The organism is Stenotrophomonas sp. OVS01A, assembly GCF_019969775.1.
Taxonomy (GTDB): domain Bacteria; phylum Pseudomonadota; class Gammaproteobacteria; order Xanthomonadales; family Xanthomonadaceae; genus Stenotrophomonas; species Stenotrophomonas indicatrix.
In genome coordinates this window covers 13,899-35,147 of the sequence record NZ_JAHXYV010000010.1, presented here as the reverse complement: position 1 = coordinate 35,147, position 21,249 = coordinate 13,899, and the positions used below count along the sequence as shown (strand labels likewise).

General features: G+C 66.4%; 19 protein-coding genes and 1 pseudogene. 14 read left to right on the top strand and 6 right to left on the bottom strand.

Features of this window, described 5'->3' with window-relative positions; translation table 11 throughout:
• The first annotated feature begins 45 nt into the window (after positions 1 to 45).
• The gene (locus LC407_RS20510) at positions 46 to 2,142 is read left to right on the top strand and encodes a prolyl oligopeptidase family serine peptidase (RefSeq protein ID WP_099785457.1); all 2,097 of its coding nucleotides are present in this window, start codon (positions 46 to 48) and stop codon (positions 2,140 to 2,142) included.
• A 127-nt stretch (positions 2,143 to 2,269) separates the two neighbouring features.
• Here LC407_RS20510 and LC407_RS20505 read toward each other — a convergent pair whose 3' ends face one another.
• Positions 2,270 to 3,454: a pyridoxal phosphate-dependent aminotransferase gene (locus LC407_RS20505; protein ID WP_223483512.1), complete on the bottom strand. Its 1,185-nt coding sequence runs from the start codon at positions 3,452 to 3,454 to the stop codon at positions 2,270 to 2,272.
• A gap of 204 nt (positions 3,455 to 3,658) precedes the next feature.
• Here LC407_RS20505 and LC407_RS20500 point away from each other — a divergent pair, with 204 nt between their 5' ends.
• The 9 genes from LC407_RS20500 to hslU all read left to right on the top strand — a co-directional run bounded on the left by LC407_RS20500 (position 3,659) and on the right by hslU (position 11,519).
• Positions 3,659 to 5,791: a S9 family peptidase gene (locus tag LC407_RS20500; protein WP_099843713.1), complete on the top strand. Its 2,133-nt coding sequence runs from the start codon at positions 3,659 to 3,661 to the stop codon at positions 5,789 to 5,791.
• 56 nt (positions 5,792 to 5,847) lie between these two features.
• Positions 5,848 to 6,270 (top strand): YbaN family protein, encoded by a 423-nt coding sequence (locus tag LC407_RS20495; RefSeq protein WP_223483511.1) that lies wholly within the window; start codon positions 5,848 to 5,850, stop codon positions 6,268 to 6,270.
• 128 nt (positions 6,271 to 6,398) lie between these two features.
• On the top strand, positions 6,399 to 6,638 hold the full coding sequence (locus LC407_RS20490; RefSeq protein WP_025877294.1) for a lipoprotein: 240 nt from the start codon (positions 6,399 to 6,401) through the stop codon (positions 6,636 to 6,638).
• Positions 6,631 to 7,482, top strand: a complete 852-nt coding sequence (dapF, locus tag LC407_RS20485; RefSeq protein ID WP_033832253.1) for a diaminopimelate epimerase — start codon at positions 6,631 to 6,633, stop codon at positions 7,480 to 7,482. Before LC407_RS20490 ends, dapF begins: the two co-directional genes overlap by 8 nt.
• Positions 7,479 to 8,153: a DUF484 family protein gene (locus tag LC407_RS20480; protein ID WP_025877290.1), complete on the top strand. Its 675-nt coding sequence runs from the start codon at positions 7,479 to 7,481 to the stop codon at positions 8,151 to 8,153. The genes dapF and LC407_RS20480 overlap by 4 nt, the downstream gene beginning before the upstream one ends.
• Positions 8,154 to 8,169: 16 nt before the next feature.
• Positions 8,170 to 9,063, top strand: coding sequence for a tyrosine recombinase XerC (gene xerC / locus LC407_RS20475; protein WP_032976548.1), 894 nt, complete (start codon positions 8,170 to 8,172; stop codon positions 9,061 to 9,063).
• A gap of 176 nt (positions 9,064 to 9,239) precedes the next feature.
• Complete coding sequence (locus LC407_RS20470) at positions 9,240 to 9,440, top strand: DUF3079 domain-containing protein (RefSeq protein WP_025877286.1); 201 nt, start codon at positions 9,240 to 9,242, stop codon at positions 9,438 to 9,440.
• Positions 9,441 to 9,514: 74 nt separating this feature from the next.
• Complete coding sequence (gene hslV, locus LC407_RS20465; RefSeq protein WP_025877284.1) at positions 9,515 to 10,066, top strand: ATP-dependent protease subunit HslV; 552 nt, start codon at positions 9,515 to 9,517, stop codon at positions 10,064 to 10,066.
• 76 nt (positions 10,067 to 10,142) lie between these two features.
• Complete coding sequence (gene hslU / locus LC407_RS20460) at positions 10,143 to 11,519, top strand: ATP-dependent protease ATPase subunit HslU (protein WP_025877282.1); 1,377 nt, start codon at positions 10,143 to 10,145, stop codon at positions 11,517 to 11,519.
• Positions 11,520 to 11,683: 164 nt separating this feature from the next.
• Here the strand turns inward: hslU and smeT are convergent, their stop codons facing one another.
• Positions 11,684 to 12,343, bottom strand: a complete 660-nt coding sequence (gene smeT / locus LC407_RS20455; RefSeq protein WP_025877280.1) for an efflux transporter SmeDEF transcriptional repressor SmeT — start codon at positions 12,341 to 12,343, stop codon at positions 11,684 to 11,686.
• Positions 12,344 to 12,569: 226 nt separating this feature from the next.
• Here smeT and smeD point away from each other — a divergent pair, with 226 nt between their 5' ends.
• From smeD to smeF, 3 genes are all read left to right on the top strand, one after another.
• Positions 12,570 to 13,751 carry a multidrug efflux RND transporter periplasmic adaptor subunit SmeD gene (gene smeD, locus LC407_RS20450; RefSeq protein WP_223483510.1) on the top strand — a complete coding sequence of 394 codons (1,182 nt, stop codon included), beginning with the start codon at positions 12,570 to 12,572 and terminating at the stop codon, positions 13,749 to 13,751.
• Between the two features lie 12 nt (positions 13,752 to 13,763).
• A complete protein-coding gene (gene smeE / locus LC407_RS20445; RefSeq protein WP_080149814.1) occupies positions 13,764 to 16,889 on the top strand; it encodes a multidrug efflux RND transporter permease subunit SmeE in 3,126 nt (1,041 codons plus the stop codon).
• 110 nt (positions 16,890 to 16,999) lie between these two features.
• The gene (gene smeF / locus LC407_RS20440; RefSeq protein WP_223483509.1) at positions 17,000 to 18,400 is read left to right on the top strand and encodes a multidrug efflux RND transporter outer membrane subunit SmeF; all 1,401 of its coding nucleotides are present in this window, start codon (positions 17,000 to 17,002) and stop codon (positions 18,398 to 18,400) included.
• 103 nt (positions 18,401 to 18,503) lie between these two features.
• Here the strand turns inward: smeF and LC407_RS20435 are convergent, their stop codons facing one another.
• From LC407_RS20435 to LC407_RS20420, 4 genes and pseudogenes are all read right to left on the bottom strand, one after another.
• A complete protein-coding gene (locus LC407_RS20435; RefSeq protein WP_025877275.1) occupies positions 18,504 to 18,926 on the bottom strand; it encodes a low affinity iron permease family protein in 423 nt (140 codons plus the stop codon).
• 72 nt (positions 18,927 to 18,998) lie between these two features.
• Entirely contained in the window at positions 18,999 to 19,325 is a 327-nt protein-coding gene (locus tag LC407_RS20430; protein WP_025877273.1) for a hypothetical protein, read from the bottom strand.
• Positions 19,326 to 19,399: 74 nt separating this feature from the next.
• A pseudogene (locus LC407_RS20425) lies at positions 19,400 to 19,659 on the bottom strand (hypothetical protein).
• A gap of 199 nt (positions 19,660 to 19,858) precedes the next feature.
• Entirely contained in the window at positions 19,859 to 20,311 is a 453-nt protein-coding gene (locus LC407_RS20420; protein ID WP_005411083.1) for a nucleoside deaminase, read from the bottom strand.
• Between the two features lie 80 nt (positions 20,312 to 20,391).
• Between LC407_RS20420 and ubiE the strand changes: the two genes are divergently transcribed.
• Positions 20,392 to 21,153 (top strand): bifunctional demethylmenaquinone methyltransferase/2-methoxy-6-polyprenyl-1,4-benzoquinol methylase UbiE, encoded by a 762-nt coding sequence (gene ubiE / locus LC407_RS20415; RefSeq protein ID WP_025877269.1) that lies wholly within the window; start codon positions 20,392 to 20,394, stop codon positions 21,151 to 21,153.
• The last annotated feature ends 96 nt before the right edge of the window (positions 21,154 to 21,249 follow it).

Below are 21,249 nucleotides of genomic sequence, written 5' to 3'. Positions count from 1 at the left end.
TGATCCATGCTAGCGTTCCACGGCTAATGACTGCCTGGAGCTGCAATGTCACGATTCGCTTCCGCCTGCCTGCTGGCCGGCATGATGACCGCTGCCTCGGTGGGTACCGCCGTGGCCGCTGAAGACACCGACCGTTACGCCTGGCTGGAGGACGTCACCGGCGACAAGCCGTTGTCCTGGGTCAAGGAACAGAACGCCAAGTCCGAGGCGCGCCTGGCGCAGACCCCGGCCTTCAAGCAGATGGAGAGCAGCATCCGCGAGGTGCTCGACTCGGACGCCAAGATTCCCGGCGTGCAGAAGATCGGCGATTACTACTACAACTTCTGGAAGGACAAGCAGCACGAGCGCGGCCTGTGGCGTCGCACCACCCTGGCCGAGTACCGCAAGGCCTCGCCGACCTGGGAAACCGTGCTCGACCTGGATGCGCTGAACAAGGCCGAGAACGAAAACTGGGTCTGGCACGGCGCTGACTGCCTGCGTCCGGATTACAGCCGCTGCCTGATCGCGCTGTCGCGCGGCGGTGCCGACGCCGATGTCACCCGCGAGTTCGACCTGGCCAGCAAGAGCTGGATCAAGGACGGCTTCTTCCGTCCCGAATCGAAGGGCGGCCTGAGCTGGATCGACCGCGACACCGTGTTCGTCTACACCGATTTCGGCAGCGGCTCGATGACCACCTCCGGTTACCCGCGCGTGGCCAAGCTGTGGAAGCGTGGCACGCCGATGTCCGCCGCCAGCCTGGTCTACGAAGGCAAGCCGGAAGACATGTACATCGCGGCGATGCACGATGACACCCCGGGCTTCGAGCGCAACCTGGTCAGCCGTACGCTGGCCTTCTACAACAACGAGATCTACCTGCGCGGCGACGATGGCAAGCTGACCAGGATCGATGCGCCGAACTCGGCCGAGAAGGGCCTGCACAAGCAGTGGCTGACCCTGGAACTGCGCGATCCGTGGACCGTGGGTGGCAAGACCTACGCCTCCGGCGCACTGCTGGTGACCAAGCTGGATGATTTCCTGGCCGGCAAGCGTGACTTCGAGGTGCTGTTCACCCCGACCGCGACCACCTCGCTGGCCAGTGCCTCGTGGACCAAGAACCACCTGGTGCTGAACGTGCTTGACGACGTCAAGAACCGCCTGTCGGTGCTGACCCCAACCGCCAAGGGCTGGCAGAAGAGCGATTTCGTCGGCGCGCCGGCCTTCGGCACCCTGGGCGTCAGTGCGGTCGACAGCAATGACAGCGATGCGGTGTGGCTGACCGCCACCGACTACCTGACCCCGACCACCCTGGCGATCGCCGACATCGGCAAGGCACCGGAAGTGCTCAAGACCATGCCGGCGTTCTTCGATGCCGACGGCAAGGTGATCGAGCAGCATTTCGCCACCAGCAAGGACGGTACCCGCGTGCCGTACTTCGTGGTGCACGACAAGGCGATGAAGCTCGACGGTTCCAACCCGACCCTGCTGTACGGCTACGGTGGTTTCGAGATTTCGCTGACCCCGTCGTACTCGGGCGGCATGGGCCGCGCCTGGCTGGAAAAGGGCGGCGTGTACGTGGTCGCCAACATCCGTGGTGGTGGCGAGTACGGCCCGCGCTGGCACCAGGCGGCGCTGAAGCAGAACCGTCACAAGGCCTATGAAGACATGGCCGCGGTTGCCCAGGACCTGGTCACCCGCAAGATCACTTCTGCCAAGCACCTGGGCGTGCAGGGCGGCAGCAACGGTGGCCTGCTCACCGGCAACATGCTGACCCAGTACCCCGAGCTGTTTGGTGCGGTGGTGGTGCAGGTTCCGCTGCTGGACATGAAGCGTTACAGCCACCTGCTGGCCGGCGCCTCGTGGATGGCCGAGTACGGCAACCCGGACACCAGCGACTGGGAGTTCATCAAGACCTTCTCGCCGTACCACCTGTTCGACGCGAAGAAGAGCTACCCGCCGGTGCTGTTCACCACCTCCACCCGCGATGACCGCGTGCATCCGGGCCACGCCCGCAAGATGGCCGCGAAGATGATCGATGCCGGCAAGGACGTGACCTACTACGAGAACATCGAAGGCGGTCATGGCGGTGCAGCCAACAACGCGCAGGCCGCGCACATGTCCGCACTGGCCTACAGCTTCCTGTGGGAGCGGTTGGGCGGTAAATGATGAAATGAAAAACGCCGCCCTCGGGCGGCGTTTTTCGTTGGGTATTCGTTGAACGGTAGCGCCGGGCCATGCCCGGCGGCTCCTTTGCCGCGTCGCGCGGCAAAATTCCGCCGGGCTCGGCCCGGCACTACCGGAATCGTTTCAACCCGCGCGCGATACGCTCCACCGCTTCCTGCAGCCGCGGCACTTCCTGGGTATAGGCCAGGCGTACGTGCTGGTTCGATCGATGGAAGCCGAAATCCAGGCCCGGGGTGAACGCCACATGCTCGGTTTCCAGGAAGTGTGCGCAGAACGCCTGCGCGTCATCGGTGAACGCGCTGACGTCGGCGTACAGGTAGAACGCCCCCTGCGGCTCCACTTCGATGCGGAAGCCCAGTTCGCGCAGGGCCGGCAGCAGGAAGTCGCGGCGCTGCTGGAAGGCCTGGCGGCGCTGCTCGAAGATCGCCATCGCCTCGTCGCTGAAACAGGCAAGGGCCGCGTGCTGGGCGATGCTCGAAGCGCTGATGTACAGGTTCTGCGCCAGCTTCTCCAGGTCGGGTACCGCCGCCGGTGGCGCCACCAGCCAGCCCAGTCGCCAGCCGGTCATGCCGAAGTACTTGGAGAAACTGTTCAGCACGAAGGCACTGTCATCCACCTGCAGCACGCTCGCTGCATCCAGGCCGTAGGTCAGGCCGTGATAGATCTCGTCGACCACCAGGTGGCCGCCGCGCGCGTGCAGCGAAGCCGAGAGGGCCGCAAGTTCATCGGCTGACAGCACGGTGCCGGTGGGATTGGCCGGCGACGCCACCAACGCGCCGACGCTGTCGGCGTTCCAGTGCTGCTGCACCAGCGAAGGGGTCAACTGGTAGGCCGTTTCGGGGCCGACCGGAACGAGCTGCGCGCCGCCTTCCACCAGCCGCAGGAAGTGGCGGTTGCACGGATAACCGGGATCGGCCAGCAGCCAGTGGCGGCCGGGGTCGACCAGCAGGCTGCTGGCCAGCAGCAGCGCGCCGGAGCCGCCCGGCGTGACCAGGATGCGTTCGGGGTCGATATCCAGGCCGTAATGACTGCGATAGAAACCGCTGATCGCCTGGCGCAGGGCGGGCAGGCCGCGTGCGGCGGTGTAGCGGGTGTGGCCGGCGGCCAACGCCGCCTGGCCGGCATGCACGACCGGCTCGGCGGTGGTGAAGTCCGGTTCGCCGATCTCCAAATGGATCACATCGTGACCGGCCTGTTCCAGCGCCTGTGCGCGGGCCAGCAGGGACATCACATGGAAGGGAGCGATTTCGTGGCTGCGCCGGCTGTAGCCCGGCGTGTGGGGCAGGGTACTCATGCCCCACATGGTACGCCGGGTGTCCCGGTAGTGCCGGCCGCTGGCCGGCAACCTCGGGATGAACAGTCTGCTGCCGTTGCCGGCCAGCGGCCGTCACTACCTCCGCGCGTCCATGACGATCCGCAGGGTTGCCCGCAGCCCCCCCTGCCACCCAGACTCAGGCGCAAGGACGCCATTGCATTGCCGATCAAGGAGCCTTATTTCATGAAATCCACTCTCTGCCTGTTGCTTGCGAGCCTGATGACCAGCACCGCTACCGCCGCCACCCCGCCCGTTCCGCCGGATGTTGAGAAGCGTCCGCACGTGGTCAAGGCGCCGTTCGGCGCGACCCGCAACGATGACTATTACTGGCTGCGCGACGACAAGCGCGAGGACAAGGCCATGCTGGCCTACCTGCAGGCCGAGAACGCCTACGCCGACCAGCTGCTGGCACCGCTGAAGCCGCTGGAGGATGCGCTGTACGGCGAGATCGTCGGCCGCATCAAGCAGGACGATGCCAGCGTGCCGGCGCGCGAGCGCGGCTACTGGTACTACAGCCGCTACGAGACCGGCCAGGACTATCCCATCCATGCGCGCCGCAAGGCCAGCATGGACGCGCCGGAAGAGGTCCTGCTCAACGTCAACACGATGGCCGCCGGCAAGGGCTATTTCAGCGTCGGCTCGATGGAGGTCAGCCAGGACAACCAGCTGCTGGCCTGGGCCGACGATGACGTGGGCCGCCGCCAGTACGTCATCCGCTTCAAGGACCTGCGCACCGGCGCGGTGCTGCCGGACACGATCACCGGCACCTCCGGCGACCTGGTCTGGGCCGACGACAACCGCACCGTGCTGTATGTCGAGAACGATCCGGAAACCCTGCTGACCGTGCGGGTGAAGAAGCACGTGCTGGGCACCCCGGCCAGCGCCGACACCGTCGTCTACGAAGAGAAGGACGACAGCTTCTACATGGGCATCGGCCGCACCCGCGACGATCGCTTCATCACCATCGGCGTGCACAGCACCGTGTCCTCCGAAGAGCGCTACGCGCCGGCCAGCGACCCGACCACGTTCACCGTGCTCGCCCCGCGCCAGCGCGACGTGGAGTACGACGCCGACCACTATGATGGCCGCTGGGTGATCCGCACCAACGATGGCGCGAAGAACTTCAAGCTGGTGACCGCACCGACCGATGCCACCTCGCGTGCGCAGTGGAAGGACTGGATCGCCCATGACGATGCGGTGTTCATCGAAGGCTTCGAACTGTTTGATACCTACACCGCCATCGCCGAACGTTCCGAAGGCCTGGAGCGCATCCGCCTGCTGTTCAAGGACGGTCGCAACGACTACGTGAAGGCCGACGAACCGGCCTATTCGATGGGCCTGGGCGACAACACCGAGGCTGACACCACGTGGCTGCGCTACGTGTACACCTCGATGACCACGCCGACCACGGTGTACGAACTGAACACCGCCACCGGCGAGCGTCGCCAGCTCAAGCAGCAGCCGGTGATCGGCTATGACGCCTCGAAGTACGAGACCGACCGGGTGTGGATCACCGCGCGCGACGGGGTGAAGGTGCCGGTGTCGCTGGTCTATCGCAAGGGCTACAGGAAGGATGGCACCGGCGCGCTGTTCCAGTACGCCTACGGCAGCTACGGCATGTCGATGGACCCCTACTTCAACCAGACGGCGGTGAGCCTGCTCGACCGTGGTGTGGTGTACGCCATCGCCCACATCCGCGGTGGCCAGGAAATGGGTCGCGACTGGTACGAGAACGGCAAGCTGCTGCACAAGCAGAACACCTTCAACGACTTCATCGACGTCACCCGTGGCCTGGTGGCACAGGGCTGGGCGGCGAAGGACCGTGTCGCCGCGTCCGGTGGCAGCGCCGGTGGCCTGCTGATGGGCGCCATCGCCAACCAGGCGCCGCAGGACTACCGCGTGCTGGTGGCGCAGGTGCCGTTCGTGGACGTGGTCACCACCATGCTCGACCCGACCATCCCGCTGACCACCAACGAGTACGACGAGTGGGGCAACCCCGAGCAGAAGCCGTACTACGAGTACATGCTGTCCTACTCGCCCTACGACAACGTGAAAAAGCAGGCCTATCCGTCGCTGTTCGTGGGTACCGGCCTGTGGGATTCGCAGGTGCAGTACTGGGAACCGGCCAAGTGGGTGGCCAAGCTGCGTGATGACAACACCAGCACCTTCCCGATCCTGTTCCGCACCAACATGGAAGCCGGCCACGGCGGCAAGTCCGGGCGCTTCCAGCGTTACCGCGAACTGTCCGAGTCGTATGCATTCGTGCTGCAGCAGCTGGGCATCGAAACGCCCGCGGCCGGTGCTGCGACGGAATGACGCATCGTGGCGGCGGTGATATCGCCGCCGCCACCTGCGCTCGGTATCCTTGCGCGATGCGCCCGCCCGGACCGCCCGCCACCAAGGACCTGCCAACGCCCGCCCGGCCGGTGCGGTTCCGTTGGGCGTGGTGGCTGCTGGCCTATGCCAGCCTGGGCACCGGCATCGTCGGCATCTTCGTGCCGGGGCTGCCTACCACCGTATTCATCCTGATCTCGGCCTGGGCCGCCTCGCGCGGCTCCGAGCGCCTGCACGGCTGGCTGCTGCAGCACCCGCGCTTCGGCCCGGCCATCGCCAACTGGCAGGCACATGGTGCGGTGAGCCGCTACGGCAAATGGATGGCCACGATCACCATGGCGGTGTGCGCCGGCATCATGCTGTGGTGCGTGCCGGTGGCCTGGGTGAAGTGGTTCTCGATCGGCAGCATGACCGTGGTGGCGATCTGGCTGTGGACCCGGCCGCTGCCGCCGGCCGATTGATCTCTCCCGCCGGGCATGGCCCGGCGTTGCCACGGTGCCGGGTTGCGGCAGCGCCGGGCCATGCCCGGCGGATGCGTGGCGCGGCACCCTGCACCAACCGCTCAGCCGCCAGTGGCTATACTCGGGGCATGAACATCCCCCATCGCAATGTCATCCTGATTCCGCTGGCAGCGGCCTCGCTGCTGTTCCTCGCCGCATGCGGCAACAAGGGCCCGCTGGTGCTGCCGCAGAAGCCGGTGCCGGTGGAAGAAACCGTCGAACCGGCCGCTGATGCCGACGCCACGCCTGCTGCCACCCAGGCCCCGCGCGACGGCAGTCCGTCCGTCACTCCTGATCCGGCCAAGAAGGTGGACGACGGGAATGAGTAAGGCCGGTACCAACGGCCTGCGCTTCAGCAAGATGCACGGCGCGGGCAACGATTTCGTAGTGATCGACCTGCGCGACGGCACCCCGCCGCCCACTCCGGAACTGGCCGCGCGCCTGGCCGACCGCCATACCGGCGTCGGCTGCGACCAGATCCTGACCATCGAGCCGCCGCGCGCCGAAGGCTCCGTCGCCTCTTACCGCATCTGGAACGCCGATGGTTCCAATTCCGAGCAGTGCGGCAACGGCGCGCGCTGCATCGCTGCCTGGCTGGTGCGCGAGGGCAGTGCGCAGGGCGACCGCTTCGTCATCGACAGCCCGCTGGCCAGCCATGCCGTGGATGTCCTCGGCGATGGCCAGTACGCGGTGGCGATGGGCGTGCCGCTGTTCGATCCGGCGCAGGTGCCGCTGATCGGCTTCGCCCACCCGCGCGAGGAGTACCTGCTGCCACTGCAGGGTGAGACCGTGCGCTTCGCGGCGGTGTCGATGGGCAATCCGCACGCGGTGATCGAAGTGGGCCTGGTCGACGCCGCACCGGTCGAGCGCGTGGGCGGACTGCTGCAGCAGCATGCCTCGTTCCCGAAGTCGGTGAACGTGGGCTTCGCCCAGGTAATGGGCCCGGAACATGTGCGCCTGCGCGTGTTCGAGCGCGGCGTGGGTGAAACCCTGGCCTGCGGCAGTGGCGCCTGCGCGGCGGCAGTGACCCTGATGCATCGCGGCCGCCTGCAGCGCGATGCGCGCATCAGCCTGCCTGGTGGCGACCTGCGCATCCAGTGGCCGGGCGATGGCCAGCCGGTGGTGATGGCGGGCCCGACCGCATTCGTCTTCGAAGGGGAGTGGATCGCATGACTGAGACCGTCGACAAGCTCGGTGCCCATGAAGTCGCCGCCTGGTTGCGGCGCCATCCGGGTTTCCTCAAGCAGTTCCCGGACCTGGCGCTGACCCTGGTGGTGCCACGCGATGACGGCCCGACCGCATCGCTGGCCAGCTACCAGCTGGAAGTGCTGCGCGAGAAGAACCGCGAGCTGGCGCGACGGTTGGCCGACCTGGGCGCGACCGCGCAGGTCAACGAGCGGTTGGCGGTGCGCACGCATCAGCTCACCCTGGCCCTGATGAAGCAGGACAACGCCGCCGATACGCTGCGCGCGATGGCGGCGTCACTGCAGGAAGATTTCGCCGGCGATCTGGTACGGCTGGTCGTGCATGCGCCGGTGGCCGGGCTGGAGCAGGCCGAGTGGCTGCAGGTGCTGGCTGCCGATGACGCGCAGCTGGGCCCGTTCCGCGACTGCCTGAAGGATGGTGAGCCGATCTGCGGCCGCCTGCACAGCGACAAGAACGCGGTGCTGTACGGCGCGCGCAGCGAGGAGGTGCAGACCACCGCGCTGCTGCCGCTGCCGGGTGTTGGCCTGATCGCAGTGGGCAGCCATGATCCGAACCGCTTCTATCCCGGCATGGGCACGCTGTTCCTGCGGATGATGGGCGAGGCCCTGGTGACCGGGCTCAAGCGCTTCGCGGATTGAGCGGGAAACGACGACGATGAGCGCGGTGCAGGCGTTCCTGCAGCACCTGCAGGTGGAGCGGCGGATGTCGGCGCATACGCTCGACGCCTACCGCCGCGACCTGGATGCGTTGTCGGTGTGGGCCGAACCCCGCGGGGTGGCCGTGGAGGCGCTGGATACCGACGCGGTGCGCCAGTTCGTTGCCGATGAACACCGCCGTGGCCTGTCGGCCAAGAGCCTGCAACGCCGGCTGTCGGCATGCCGCAGCTTCTATGCCTGGCTGCTCAAACATGGCCGCATCGAGGCCAGCCCTGCAGCGACACTGAAGGCGCCGCGTGCGCCGCGACGGCTGCCGCAGGTGCTCGATGCGGACGAAGCCGTGCAGCTGGTTGAACTGGAACCGGAAGGCGAGCTGGGTCGTCGTGACCGCGCGCTGCTGGAACTGTTCTATTCCTCCGGCCTGCGCTTGAGCGAAGTCTGTGCGCTGACCTGGCGCGATCTGGATTTCGCCAGTGGCCTGGTCAACGTGATGGGCAAGGGCAACCGGCAACGTCGCGTCCCCTTCGGAAAGCCGGCACGCGAAGCGCTGCTGACCTGGCGCAGCGAAAGCGGTGGTAGTGGCGCCACACCGGTTTTCCCCGGCCGCAACGGGCCGATCAGCCAGCGCGCGGTGCAGATCCGCATCCGCCAGCTGGCGCAGCGCCAGGGCCTGTTCAAGCACGTGCACCCGCACATGCTGCGGCACAGTTTCGCCAGCCACATCCTGGAATCCTCCGGTGACCTGCGCGGTGTGCAGGAACTGCTCGGCCATGCCGACATCGCCACCACGCAGATCTACACCCACCTGGATTTCCAGCATCTGGCCAAGGTCTACGATGCGGCGCATCCGCGCGCGAAACGTCGCAAAGATCCGCCCGACACGGTGGGGTAGCGCTGGGCCATGCCCGGCGGCTGTGCGATCCATGTGGCGTGTATGCGACGCCGCCCGCGCTGCGCGCTCGCCGGGCATGGCCCGGCGCTACCGGAACGGCCGCCGCTTGATCTGGATCAGGGCAGGGCAGTGGTCGCCGGTGCATCGTGGCCGCAGGCCACGACGAGATGCCGACCATGGCAAAGCCCATTCCGCTGCGTCCCAAGCACCCCGAGCGCATCTGCTGGGGCTGCGACCGTTACTGCGCTGCCGACGCACTGGCCTGTGGCAACGGCTCGGGCCGCACCCAGCACCCGATCGAAACCCAGGGTGAAGACTGGTACGTGGCGTGGGGCATTGAACCCAATCCGGACCGGCCATCGCATGCCAAGCGCTGAACGGCAGCTATCGGTGCGGGCTTGATCGCTTCGGCGGCTGTCCCCATGTCCCGTGAACAGCTATCGGAGGCCGCATGGACCCCAGTCAGAATCCCACCGTTTTCCACGCCACCACCATCGTCTGCGTTCGTCGCGGCGAGCACGTGGCCATTGCCGGCGACGGCCAGGTCACCCTCGGCCACACGGTGATGAAGGGCAACGCACGCAAGGTCCGCCGCCTTGGCCGCGATGGCCAGGTACTGGCCGGCTTTGCCGGTGCCGCCGCCGATGCCTTCACCCTGTTCGAGCTGTTCGAAGCCAAGCTGGAAAAGCATGGCCAGCTGCAGCGTGCCGCGGTGGAACTGGCCAAGGATTGGCGCACCGAGCGCCGCCTCGGCAAGCTCGAAGCCCTGCTGGCGGTGGCCGACAAGGAAACCTCGCTGATCATCAGCGGCACCGGCGACGTGATCGAGCCGGAGGACGGCATCATCGCCATCGGTTCTGGTGGTTCGTATGCGCTGTCCGCTGCACGCGCGCTGATGGCGCACACCGAACTGGATGCACGCACCATCGCCAGCGAAGCGATCAACATCGCCGGTGACATCTGCATCTACACCAACCGCAACGTGGTGGTCGAGGAGTTGTGACGGGGAACCGTCACACGCATTCCTGATCCGCCGGGCATGGCCCGGCGCTACCGACAACGCATTCGTGAGCACACCCATGCCGCACAAGATCGAAGTTTCCTCCGCCACCATGACCCCGCGCGAGATCGTGCAGGAGCTGGACCGGCACATCGTCGGCCAGCACGACGCCAAGCGCGCGGTCGCCATCGCCCTGCGCAACCGCTGGCGCCGCATGCAGCTGCAGCCCGAGCTGCGCAACGAGGTCATGCCCAAGAACATCCTGATGATCGGCCCGACCGGCGTCGGCAAGACCGAGATCGCGCGCCGCCTGGCCACGCTGGCCAACGCGCCGTTCGTCAAGGTCGAAGCGACCCGCTTCACCGAAGTCGGCTATGTCGGCAAGGATGTCGAGCAGATCATCCGTGACCTGGCCGATACCGCCGTCAAGCTGTACCGCGAGCAGGCCAAAGTGCGCGTGCGCACGCAGGCCGAAGAGCGCGCCGAAGACCGCATCCTCGATGCGCTGCTGCCGCGCCGCAGCGGTGGCATCGGCTTCGACCCGGAGGCTGCGCGCAACGAGCCGTCGGCGCAGGACAACGAGACCCGCATCAAGTTCCGCAAGATGCTGCGCAACGGCGAGCTGGACGATCGCGAGATCGAGCTCGACCTGACCGCCAACGTCAGCATGGACATCATGACCCCGCCGGGCATGGAGGAAATGGGCCAGCAGCTGAAGTCGATGTTCGCCAACCTCGGTGGTGGCGCCAAGGCCCACAAGCGCACGCTGACCATCAAGGCCGCGCGCCCGCTGCTGCAGGAGGAAGAGGCCGGCAAGCTGGTCAACGAGGACGACATCCGCACTGCCGCGATCGAGGCCTGCGAGCAGCACGGCATCGTGTTCATCGACGAGATCGACAAGGTCGCCAAGCGGGGTGACAACGTGGGCGGTGGCGATGTCTCGCGCGAAGGCGTGCAGCGCGACCTGCTGCCGCTGGTGGAAGGTTCCAACGTGTCCACCAAGTACGGCACGATCAAGACCGACCACATCCTGTTCATCGCATCGGGTGCGTTCCACCTGGCCAAGCCCAGCGACCTGATCCCGGAACTGCAGGGTCGCTTCCCGATCCGCGTGGAGCTGGGTGCACTGAGCAAGGCTGATTTCGTGCGCATCCTGACCGAGCCGAAGGCTGCGCTGACCAAGCAGTACGAAGCGCTGCTGGCCACCGAAGGCGTCAAGGTCAGCTTCACCACCGATGCCATCGACCGCCTGGCCGAGATCGCCTTCCAGGTGAACGAACGCCAGGAGAACATCGGTGCGCGCCGCCTGCATACCGTGCTGGAGCGCCTGCTGGATTCGCTCAGCTACGAAGCACCGGACCGCGATGGTGAAACCCTGGCCATCGACAGTGCCTATGTCGATGCGCACCTGGGTGAACTGGTGCAGGACCCGGACCTGAGCCGTTACATCCTGTAACCGGGAATGCAAAAAGGCCGCCGAAAGGCGGCCTTTTTCGTTATGCAGGGTCGGATCCCTCGCCATGGCGAGGGCTCCGACCCGTTACGTACTCGCCGGGCATGGCCCGGCGCTACCTTTGTGGCCGAATCTGCGGTAGCGCCGGGCCATGCCCGGCGGCGCCGTCACGCCTCCGGCAGCGGCTCGGGCACCGAACCCGGTACGAACACGCCTTCCTTCACGTAGGCGGCCAGGGTCATGTCCAGCGCCAGCATGCCGTCGCGCTTGAGGTCCATCAGGTCCGGTTCGACCATCGCCCCGTGCAGCACGCCGAGCACGGTGGCGTGCAGCATGCGCGCGGCGATCTTCGGGTCGGCGCCGTCGCGCAGCTGGCCCAGGTCCTGGGCACGGCGCAGGGCGCGTTCCATCCGGTCCAGGGCATCGCGGAAACCGCTCTGCTGCAGTTCGGTCAGCACCCTGGTGTCGGCCGAGGCATCGCTGCGCAGCATGATCTCCATGGTCTTGCGCAGGCGCTCGTCCTCGGACAGCTCGATGAACGAGTGGATCATCACCGCGCGCAGGTCATGCACCGGCGTGTCGCGCTGGTCGGTGGAGGTGCGCTCCAGCTCCTGCATGAAGGGCAGGTGCACCCGTTCGACGATCGCGGTCAGCACCTCGCCCTTGTTCTTGAAATGCCAGTACACGGCGCCGCGGGTGTAGCCGGCGCGGGCACCGATCATCTCCAGCGTGGTCCGGGCCACGCCGTGTTCGTGGAAACAGGCTTCGGCGGCATCCAGGATGCCTTCGCGGGTTGCCTGGGTGTCCTCTTTGGTTTTGCGGGCCATGAGCGGGTACGAGTGCGGGTGAAACGTGGCTGAATTGTACCGCTTTACAAACAAACACGCATGTATGTATATTTCCTTCCCATCATTCCCGTCGTGTGCGTGGCAGGCCTGTCCTGGCTCCCACTTCACGCGGGTGGGCGCTGTTCGCGCGGACTTACTCCTGCAAGGGGAGGATTCGTCGTATCAGCACCTGCCGAGATCCCTCCCTTCAAGAGCCATTCCCATCATGTTGCTGAGCCGAATCCGACCCTTCGCGTTGTCGCTGGCGATCGCTGCCACCGTCGCTGCCTGCGGCGGCCAACCCCAGGCGCCCGAACAGGGGCCGGGCCAGGTCAGCGTGGTCACGCTGAAGTCCGAGACCGTCGGGCTGACCCGTGAGCTGCCGGGCCGCACCAACGCCTTCCTGGTGGCCGAAGTGCGCCCGCAGGTCAACGGCATCGTCGCCAAGCGCCTGTTCACCGAGGGTGGGATGGTCAAGGTCGGCGAGCCGCTGTACCAGATCGAGGACGCCAGCTACCGCGCCCAGGCCAACAGTGCGCGTGCACAGCTGGCCCGCGCCGAAGCCACCGCCAATGCGGCGCGGCTGAGCGCCAAGCGCATCACCGAACTGGCCAAGGTCGACGCGGTCAGCCAGCAGGATCTGGAAAACGCCGTGGCCGCGCAGAAGCAGGCAGAGGCCGATGTCGGCGCCGCCAAGGCCTCACTGGATGCCGCCAACGTGACCCTCGGCTATGCGCGCATCACCGCGCCGATCAGCGGCCGCATCGGCAAGTCCAGCGTCACCCAGGGCGCGCTGGTCAGCGCCGGCCAGGCCACGGCGCTGGCAACCGTGCAGCAGCTGGACCCGATCTACGTCGACCTGACCCAGTCCTCGGCCGAGCTGCTGCAGCTGCGCCGCGAACTGGCCGCCGGCCGCCTGCAGGACAACCAGCAGACGCCGGTCAGCATCCTGATGGAAGACGGCAGCACCTTCGAACACAAGGGCACGCTGGAGTTCTCCGAAGTCAGCGTCGATCCGGCCACCGGCAGCTTCGCGCTGCGGGTCAGGGTCGACAACCCCGATGGCCTGCTGATGCCGGGCATGTACGTGCGCGCGGTGATCGGCGGCGGTGTGCGCAGCGATGCGGTGCTGGTGCCGATGCAGGGCATCGCCCGCGATCCGAAGGGCGATACCAGTGCGATGGTGGTCGGCAAGGACAATAAGGTCGAAGTGCGCCCGGTCAAGGTCAGCCGCACCGTCGGCGACAAGTGGCTGGTCGAGGACGGCCTGAAGGCCGGCGACAAGGTCATCGTCGAAGGCCTGCAGAAGATCGGCCCGGGCATGCCCGTGAATGCCACCGAACAGGGCGCCGCCCCGGCCAAGCCGGCCGCCGCCCAACCTGCAGCTGCGGCCGCAGGCGCGAAGTAAGCGGAGAACTCCATGGCACGTTTCTTCATCGATCGACCCATCTTCGCGTGGGTCATCGCGATCATCATCATGCTCGCCGGCGGCCTGGCCCTGTTCAAGCTGCCGATCTCGATGTACCCCAACGTCGCACCGCCGGCGGTGGAAATCAGCGCCAGCTACCCGGGTGCTTCGGCCAAGGTGGTCGAAGACTCGGTGACGCAGATCATCGAGCAGAACATGAAGGGCCTTGATGGCCTGATCTATTTCTCCTCCAACAGTTCGTCCAACGGCCAGGCCACCATCACCCTGACCTTCGAGAGCGGGACCAACCCCGACATCGCCCAGGTGCAGGTGCAGAACAAGCTGCAGCTGGCGATGCCGCTGCTGCCGCAGGAAGTGCAGCGGCAGGGCATCAACGTGGCCAAGTCCAGCTCGGGCTTCCTGAACGTCATCGCGTTCGTGTCCGAAGACGGCAGCATGGATGCCAACGACATCGCCGACTACGTCGGTTCCAACGTCGTGGATCGTCTCAGCCGCGTTCCGGGCGTGGGCAACATCCAGGTGTTCGGTGGCAAGTACGCCATGCGCATCTGGCTGGACCCGAACAAGCTGCACACCTACGGCATGTCGGTGCCGGAAGTGGTCGCTGCGGTGAAGGCACAGAACGCGCAGGTGGCCATCGGCCAGCTGGGTGGTGCGCCGTCGGTGAAGGGCCAGCAGCTCAACGCCACCATCAACGCGCAGTCGCGCCTGCAGACCCCGGAACAGTTCCGCAACATCATCGTGCGCGGTGCGCAGGACGGTGCCGAACTGCGCCTGGGCGATGTTGCCCGCGTCGAGCTGGGCGCCGAGTCGTACGACTTCGTCACCCGTTACAACGGGCAGCCGGCCAGCGGCCTGGCGGTCACCCTGGCCACCGGCGCCAACGCGCTGGATACCGCTGCCGGTGTCGATGAAACGCTGAAGGAACTGGAAGGCTTCTTCCCGGCCGGCCTGAAGGCCGAGATCCCGTACGACACCACCCCGTTCGTGCGCGTGTCGATCAAGGGCGTGGTGCAGACCCTGCTCGAAGCGATCGTGCTGGTGTTCGTGGTGATGTACCTGTTCCTGCAGAACTTCCGCGCCACCCTGATCCCGACCATAGCGGTGCCGGTGGTGCTGCTGGGTACCTTCGGCGTGCTGTCGGTGCTGGGCTTCTCGGTGAACATGCTGACCATGTTCGCGATGGTGCTGGCCATCGGGCTGCTGGTGGATGATGCCATCGTGGTGGTGGAGAACGTCGAGCGCATCATGTCCGAAGAGGGCCTGTCGCCGCTGGAAGCCACCCGCAAGTCGATGAGCCAGATCACCGGCGCGCTGGTGGGTATCGGCCTGGTGCTGTCGGCGGTGTTCGTGCCGATGGCCTTCATGAGCGGCTCCACCGGCGTGATCTACCGGCAGTTCTCGGCGACGATCGTCTCGGCGATGGCGTTGTCGGTGCTGGTCGCGATCGTGCTGACGCCAGCGCTGTGCGCCACCATGCTCAAGCCGCTGAAGAAGGGTGAGCACCATGTCGCCCACCGCGGTTTCGCCGGTCGCTTCTTCAACGGTTTCAACCGTGGCTTCGACCGCACCAGCGAGAGCTACCAGCGTGGCGTTCGCGGCATCCTGCACCGTCCGTGGCGGTTCATGGGCATCGTGGCCGCGCTGTTCCTGCTGATGGGCGTGCTGTTCGTGCGCCTGCCCAGCTCGTTCCTGCCCAACGAAGACCAGGGCGTGCTGATGGCGCTGGTGCAGGCGCCGGTGGGCGCAACCCAGGAGCGCACGCTGGAATCGATCGCCGCGCTCGAAAAGCACTTCATGGAAAACGAGAAGGGTGCGGTCGAATCGGTGTTCTCGGTGCAGGGCTTCAGCTTCGCCGGCATGGGCCAGAACGCGGGCATGGCCTTCGTCAAGCTGAAGGACTGGAAGGATCGTGACGCCGACAACGGCGTGATGCCGATCACCGGACGTGCGATGGCCGCGCTGGGGCAGATCAAGGATGCCTTCATCTTTGCCTTCCCGCCGCCGGCCATTCCGGAACTGGGTACGGCCTCCGGCTACACGTTCTTCCTGAAGGACAACAGCGGCCAGGGCCACGAGGCATTGTTGGCGGCCCGCAACCAGCTGCTGGGCCTGGCGGCCGGCAGCAAGAAGCTGGCCAACGTGCGACCGAACGGCCAGGAAGACACCCCGCAGTTCCGCATCGATATCGATGTGGCCAAGGCCAGCTCGCTGGGCCTGTCGATCGACCAGGTCAACACCACCCTGGCCACCGCGTGGGGCAGCTCGTACATCGATGACTTCATCGATCGCGGCCGCGTCAAGCGCGTGTTCGTGCAGGCTGACCAGCCGTTCCGCATGGTGCCGGAGGACTTCGATCTCTGGTCGGTGAAGAACGACAAGGGCGAGATGGTTCCGTTCAGCGCCTTCGCCAGCAAGCATTGGGACTACGGCTCGCCGCGCCTGGAACGCTACAACGGCGTGTCGGCTACCGAAATCCAGGGCGAACCGGCCCCGGGCGTGGCGTCCGGTGATGCCATGGCCGAGATCGAACAGCTGGCCAAGCAGTTGCCGGCGGGCTTCGGCGTCGAGTGGACGGCGATGTCCTACCAGGAACGCCAGGCGGGCTCGCAGACGCCGCTGCTGTACACCCTGTCGCTGATGATCGTGTTCCTGTGCCTTGCCGCGTTGTATGAAAGCTGGAGCGTGCCGACCTCGGTGCTGCTGGTGGCGCCGCTGGGCATCCTCGGTGCGGTGCTGGCCAATACCTTCCGTGGCATGGAGCGCGACATCTATTTCCAGGTGGCGATGCTGACCACGGTGGGCCTGACCAGCAAGAACGCGATCCTGATCGTCGAGTTCGCCAAGGAGCATCTGGAGAAGGGCGCGGGGCTGATCGAAGCGACGATGCACGCGGTCCGCGACCGTCTGCGCCCGATCATCATGACCTCGCTGGCCTTCGGCATGGGCGTGCTGCCGCTGGCAATCTCCAGCGGTGCCGGCTCCGGCGCCAAGCAGGCGATCGGCACCGGCGTGCTCGGCGGCATGGTGGTCGGCACCGTGCTCGGCGTGTTCTTCGTGCCGCTGTTCTTCGTCGTGGTGCAGCGCGTGTTCAAGAAGCGCAACGCCACCAGCTGATTTGAAACGGTAGTGCCGGCCGCTGGCCGGCAGCTGCTGATCGCTTGATGTGAATCCAATGAGGTTGCCGGCCAGCGGCCGGCACTACCTCCTGCCATCCGGCAGTACCGATGGAAGTCATTCCAATGAAAAGTGCATCTCTGTTCCTCTCCATCGCTGCGGCACTGGCGCTTGCCGGCTGCGGCACCCTGGCGCCGAAGAACACCGCAGTGGCCCCGGCCATTCCGTCGCAGTGGCCGGCCGAAGCCGCGCAGGGCGAAGTGGCCGATGCGGCCGCGGTCGGCTGGCGTGACTTCTTCACCGACGAGCGCCTGCAGCAGGTGATCGGCCAGGCGCTGGACAACAACCGCGACCTGCGCGTGGCCGTGCTCAACGTCGAAAAGGCGCGTGGCCAGTACCGCGTGCAGCGCGCAGACCGGGTGCCGGGCGTGGCCGTGACCGGGCAGATGGACCGCCGCGGTGGCGACGTGCCGGTCACCGAGCAGTTCAGCGCGGGCGTCGGCGTGGCCGAGTTCGAACTGGACCTGTTCGGCCACGTGCGCAACCTGAGCGAAGCCGCGCTGCAGCAGTACTTCGCTGTAGCCGCCAACCGCCGCAACGCGCAGCTGAGCCTGGTGGCCGAGACCGCCACCGCGTGGTTGACCTACGGTGCCGACGCGCAACAGTTGAAAATCGCCGAAGCCACGGTGAAGACCTATGAGGATTCGCTGCGCCTGGCCGAAGCGCGCCATGAGCGCGGTGGCAGTTCAGGGTTGGAACTGACCCAGACCCGCACCCTGGTGGAAACCGCGCGTACCGATGCCGCACGCCTGCGTGGACAGCTGGCCCAGGACCGCAACGCGCTGGCGCTGCTGGCCGGTGGTCAGCTGGATCCGGCGCTGCTGCCGGACAGCATCTCACCGCAGGTGCTTGCGTTGGCACCACCGCCGGCTGGCCTGCCCAGCGACGTGCTGCTGCAGCGCCCGGACATCATGGCGGCGGAACATCAGCTGCTGGCGGCCAATGCCAACATCGGTGCCGCACGCGCAGCCTTCTTCCCCAGCATCTCGCTGACCGGCAGCATCGGCAGTGGCTCGGGTGAATTGTCCGGCCTGTTCGACAGCGGTACGCGGGTGTGGAGCTTCCTGCCGAAGATCACCTTGCCGATCTTCCAGGGCGGCAAGCTGCGCGCGAATCTGGCCGTGGCCAACGCCGACCGCGATATCGCGCTGGCGCAGTACGAAAAGTCGATCCAGAGTGGTTTCCGCGAAACCGCCGATGCGCTGGCATTGAATGTCAGCCTGGATGAACAGGCGGCCTCGCAGCAGCGCCTGGTGGAAGCGGCCGAGCAGGCCAACCGCCTGTCGCAGGCGCGCTATGACGCGGGCCTGGACAGCTTCGTCACCCTGCTGGATGCACGTCGTACCGCCTACAACGCGCAGCAGAGCCAGCTGCAGACACAGCTGGCGCAGCAGGCCAACCGCATCACGCTGTACAAGGTGCTGGGCGGCGGCTGGCACGAGCGCGGGTAAGCGCGCAGACCGGTAGTGCCGGCCGCTGGCCGGCAGCGCGCGGGATCAACAGGGATCGTGCAGTTGCCGGCCAGCGGCCGGCGCTACCGGTCAATGAGCAGGGCTACACCGCTTCGTCGTCGCGCCGCTCGGTGCGGCAGGCGCGTACCCGCGTCAATGCGTCGCCGGCTTCGCGCGCCATCCTTTCGTACTCGGCGCGGATCTCTTCCAGGCGCTCTTCGTCCAGTTCTTCCAGGTCCAGCAGCTCGTTGTTGGCCTCGGCGGTGGCGCGGATCAGCTCGTCCAGCTTGATCTGCATCGCCGCGGTGTCCGAGTTCTGCGTGTGCTGGATCAGGAACACCATCAGGAAGGTGATGATGGTGGTGCCGGTGTTGATCACCAGCTGCCAGGTGTCGTTGAACTTGAATATGGGGCCACTGATGCCCCACAGCACGACGATCGATACTGCGGCCAGGAAGGTCCACGGCGAGCCGGTGGCGGCCGCGGCCTTCTTGGCGATCGTATTGAACAGGTTCCTTGCGCTCATCGTCATCGTTCCACGGGAATGGCGACGATCATCGGCACATGGCCGTGCAGGTGCCGTGCAGCAGGCGTGGACTCAGGCGCGCAGGCGCGGTGCTTCCTGGCTGCGCACCGGGCTGGCCAGGTAGACGTGCTGCCAGCAGCGTTCGACGAATTCGCGGGCCTGCGCTTCACTCAGGCGCGGCATGATCTGCAGGGCGTACTGGGTCTGGAACAGCTCATCGCGCTGGGCGTTGCTGGCGCGTGGCTGGGTGATCAGCGAATCACAGGCGAACTTGATCCACGGGACATAGGTGCCGAACGAGGTGTGCGCGAGTGCGCCATCGGCGTGCTGGCGGCGCCAGTAATCCAGCTCCGCATCGACATTGATGACAGGGGGAATGGCGGGAACTTCAGCGTGCATGACGATCCAATCGGTTGGAGGTGAAGGGAGTGGGGGCCCATTACAGTGTGGCCCGGGCGGCGGTGCATGCCGCGTCAGCGTGATGTGCAGCCAGCGTGGCGATGGCGCAGCAGCTGTGCGTGTTCAACCGCACCCAGGCGTTCGGCCATGGCGGCCATCGCATTGCACAGGCGCACCAGGTCGCGGGATGGTCGTGCAGCAGATCCTGCTGCATGTCCTGGTAGGCGCTCCAGAACGGGGCACTGCGCTGGTGCAGTGCGTATTGCTGCTGCAGTCGGCTCCAGATCGCGGCGAGGGCCGGGTCACTGCGAGGACGTACGGCATGCGCTTGCATGTTCGCCTCCAATCCGGGGCGGGGGCCCGGTTGCATTCCACCCTAGACGTCGCTGCGCAGCAGGATGTTAGTGGCGCGTGTTGACCGCACGCAGCTGACTGCGCAGCAGTTCACGTTGAAGCGTGCAGACGCTGCCGGCACAAGGCTGTGCCGGCACTGAAGCGTTCATCAAGGCGGGCTCATCAGCCGTGGCGGATGCTCATTCGCCGATGTCTTCGTTCCAGATTTCCGGATGTTGCGCAATGAAACCGCCAAGCAGGTCCACGCATTCCTGGCTGTCCAGGTCGATCACGTTGACGCCGTTTTCCCGCAGCCAGTCGATGCCGCCCTGGAAAGTGCGCGATTCGCCGACCACCACCGTGCCGATGTTGAACTGCCGCACCAGGCCCGAGCAGTACCAGCACGGGGCCAGGGTCGTGACCATGATGGTGTCCTGATAGCGGCGCTGGCGGCCGGCCTTGCGGAAGGCATCGGTCTCGCCATGCACGGACGGGTCACCTTCCTGCACGCGGCGGTTGTGGCCGCAGCCGAGCAGGCGGCCGTCGTTGTGGTACAGCGCCGCGCCGATCGGCACACCGCCCTCGGCCAGCCCCTGGCGGGCTTCGGCAATGGCGGTCTGCAGCAGGGCCTGGTAGTCGGGCGTGGTGATCATGCGGGGCTCCGGTAGGTCGTGGGGCGCCATGATACGGCCAGCGTTCCCCGCGGGGGCCCGGCGGTGCGATAATCGGGGGCATGAGCGAATCCCCCTACAAATCCGGTACCACCCATTTCGGGTTCCGCGACGTTGACGCCAAGGACAAGCAGAAGCTGGTCGGCCAGGTGTTCACGTCGGTCGCGCGCAACTACGACCTGATGAACGACCTGATGAGCATGGGCGTGCACCGGGCATGGAAGCGCTACTACGTCGCCACCGCGCAGGTGAAGCCGGGTGACCGCGTGCTCGACCTGGCCGGTGGCACCGGCGATATCGCCGCGCTGCTGAAGGAGCGCGTCGGTGCCGAGGGCTCGGTGGTGCTGGGCGACATCAACGCCGGCATGCTGTCGGTCGGCCGTGACCGCCTGACCAACCGCGGCCTGGTGCTGGGCCTGGACTACGTGCAGTGCAACGCCGAGGCCCTGCCGTTCCCGGACAACAGCTTCGACCTGGTGACCATCGCCTTTGGTCTGCGCAACGTGACCGACAAGGACGCTGGCCTGCGCGAGATGTTCCGCGTGCTGAAGGTGGGCGGCCAGGCCCGCGTGCTGGAGTTCTCCGAAGTCACCGCCGACTGGTTCAAGCCGATCTACGACTTCCACTCGTTCAAGATCCTGCCGAAGCTGGGCAAGCTGTTCGCCAACGATTCGGACAGCTACCAGTACCTGGCCGAGAGCATCCGCAAGCATCCGCCGCAGGAAGAACTGAAGGCGATGATGGGGCAGGCCGGCTTCGAGCGCTGCCACTACAAGAACCTGACCGGCGGCATCGTCTCGATCCACTCCGGCTACAAGCTGTAAGCCTTGACGGTCGCCGGGCATGGCCCGCCCGGCGCTACCACGCAACGTCCCGGCACGGTCCTGGTAGGTGCCAACCTTGGTTGGCACACGCCCGTC

What these genes read in the sequence shown, in the direction of transcription:
- LC407_RS20430 (WP_025877273.1), bottom strand. Translation starts at nt 19,325, where the DNA reads ATGCACGCTGAAGTTCCCGCCATTCCCCCTGTCATCAATGTCGATGCG.
- LC407_RS20420 (WP_005411083.1), bottom strand. Translation starts at nt 20,311, where the DNA reads ATGATCACCACGCCCGACTACCAGGCCCTGCTGCAGACCGCCATTGCC.
- LC407_RS20510 (WP_099785457.1), top strand. Translation starts at nt 46, where the DNA reads ATGTCACGATTCGCTTCCGCCTGCCTGCTGGCCGGCATGATGACCGCT.
- hslU (WP_025877282.1), top strand. Translation starts at nt 10,143, where the DNA reads ATGCCGCACAAGATCGAAGTTTCCTCCGCCACCATGACCCCGCGCGAG.
- smeE (WP_080149814.1), top strand. Translation starts at nt 13,764, where the DNA reads ATGGCACGTTTCTTCATCGATCGACCCATCTTCGCGTGGGTCATCGCG.
- LC407_RS20505 (WP_223483512.1), bottom strand. Translation starts at nt 3,454, where the DNA reads ATGAGTACCCTGCCCCACACGCCGGGCTACAGCCGGCGCAGCCACGAA.
- dapF (WP_033832253.1), top strand. Translation starts at nt 6,631, where the DNA reads ATGAGTAAGGCCGGTACCAACGGCCTGCGCTTCAGCAAGATGCACGGC.
- LC407_RS20470 (WP_025877286.1), top strand. Translation starts at nt 9,240, where the DNA reads ATGGCAAAGCCCATTCCGCTGCGTCCCAAGCACCCCGAGCGCATCTGC.
- LC407_RS20495 (WP_223483511.1), top strand. Translation starts at nt 5,848, where the DNA reads ATGCGCCCGCCCGGACCGCCCGCCACCAAGGACCTGCCAACGCCCGCC.
- ubiE (WP_025877269.1), top strand. Translation starts at nt 20,392, where the DNA reads ATGAGCGAATCCCCCTACAAATCCGGTACCACCCATTTCGGGTTCCGC.
- LC407_RS20435 (WP_025877275.1), bottom strand. Translation starts at nt 18,926, where the DNA reads ATGAGCGCAAGGAACCTGTTCAATACGATCGCCAAGAAGGCCGCGGCC.
- LC407_RS20480 (WP_025877290.1), top strand. Translation starts at nt 7,479, where the DNA reads ATGACTGAGACCGTCGACAAGCTCGGTGCCCATGAAGTCGCCGCCTGG.
- smeD (WP_223483510.1), top strand. Translation starts at nt 12,570, where the DNA reads ATGTTGCTGAGCCGAATCCGACCCTTCGCGTTGTCGCTGGCGATCGCT.
- smeF (WP_223483509.1), top strand. Translation starts at nt 17,000, where the DNA reads ATGGAAGTCATTCCAATGAAAAGTGCATCTCTGTTCCTCTCCATCGCT.
- xerC (WP_032976548.1), top strand. Translation starts at nt 8,170, where the DNA reads ATGAGCGCGGTGCAGGCGTTCCTGCAGCACCTGCAGGTGGAGCGGCGG.
- LC407_RS20500 (WP_099843713.1), top strand. Translation starts at nt 3,659, where the DNA reads ATGAAATCCACTCTCTGCCTGTTGCTTGCGAGCCTGATGACCAGCACC.
- LC407_RS20490 (WP_025877294.1), top strand. Translation starts at nt 6,399, where the DNA reads ATGAACATCCCCCATCGCAATGTCATCCTGATTCCGCTGGCAGCGGCC.
- hslV (WP_025877284.1), top strand. Translation starts at nt 9,515, where the DNA reads ATGGACCCCAGTCAGAATCCCACCGTTTTCCACGCCACCACCATCGTC.
- smeT (WP_025877280.1), bottom strand. Translation starts at nt 12,343, where the DNA reads ATGGCCCGCAAAACCAAAGAGGACACCCAGGCAACCCGCGAAGGCATC.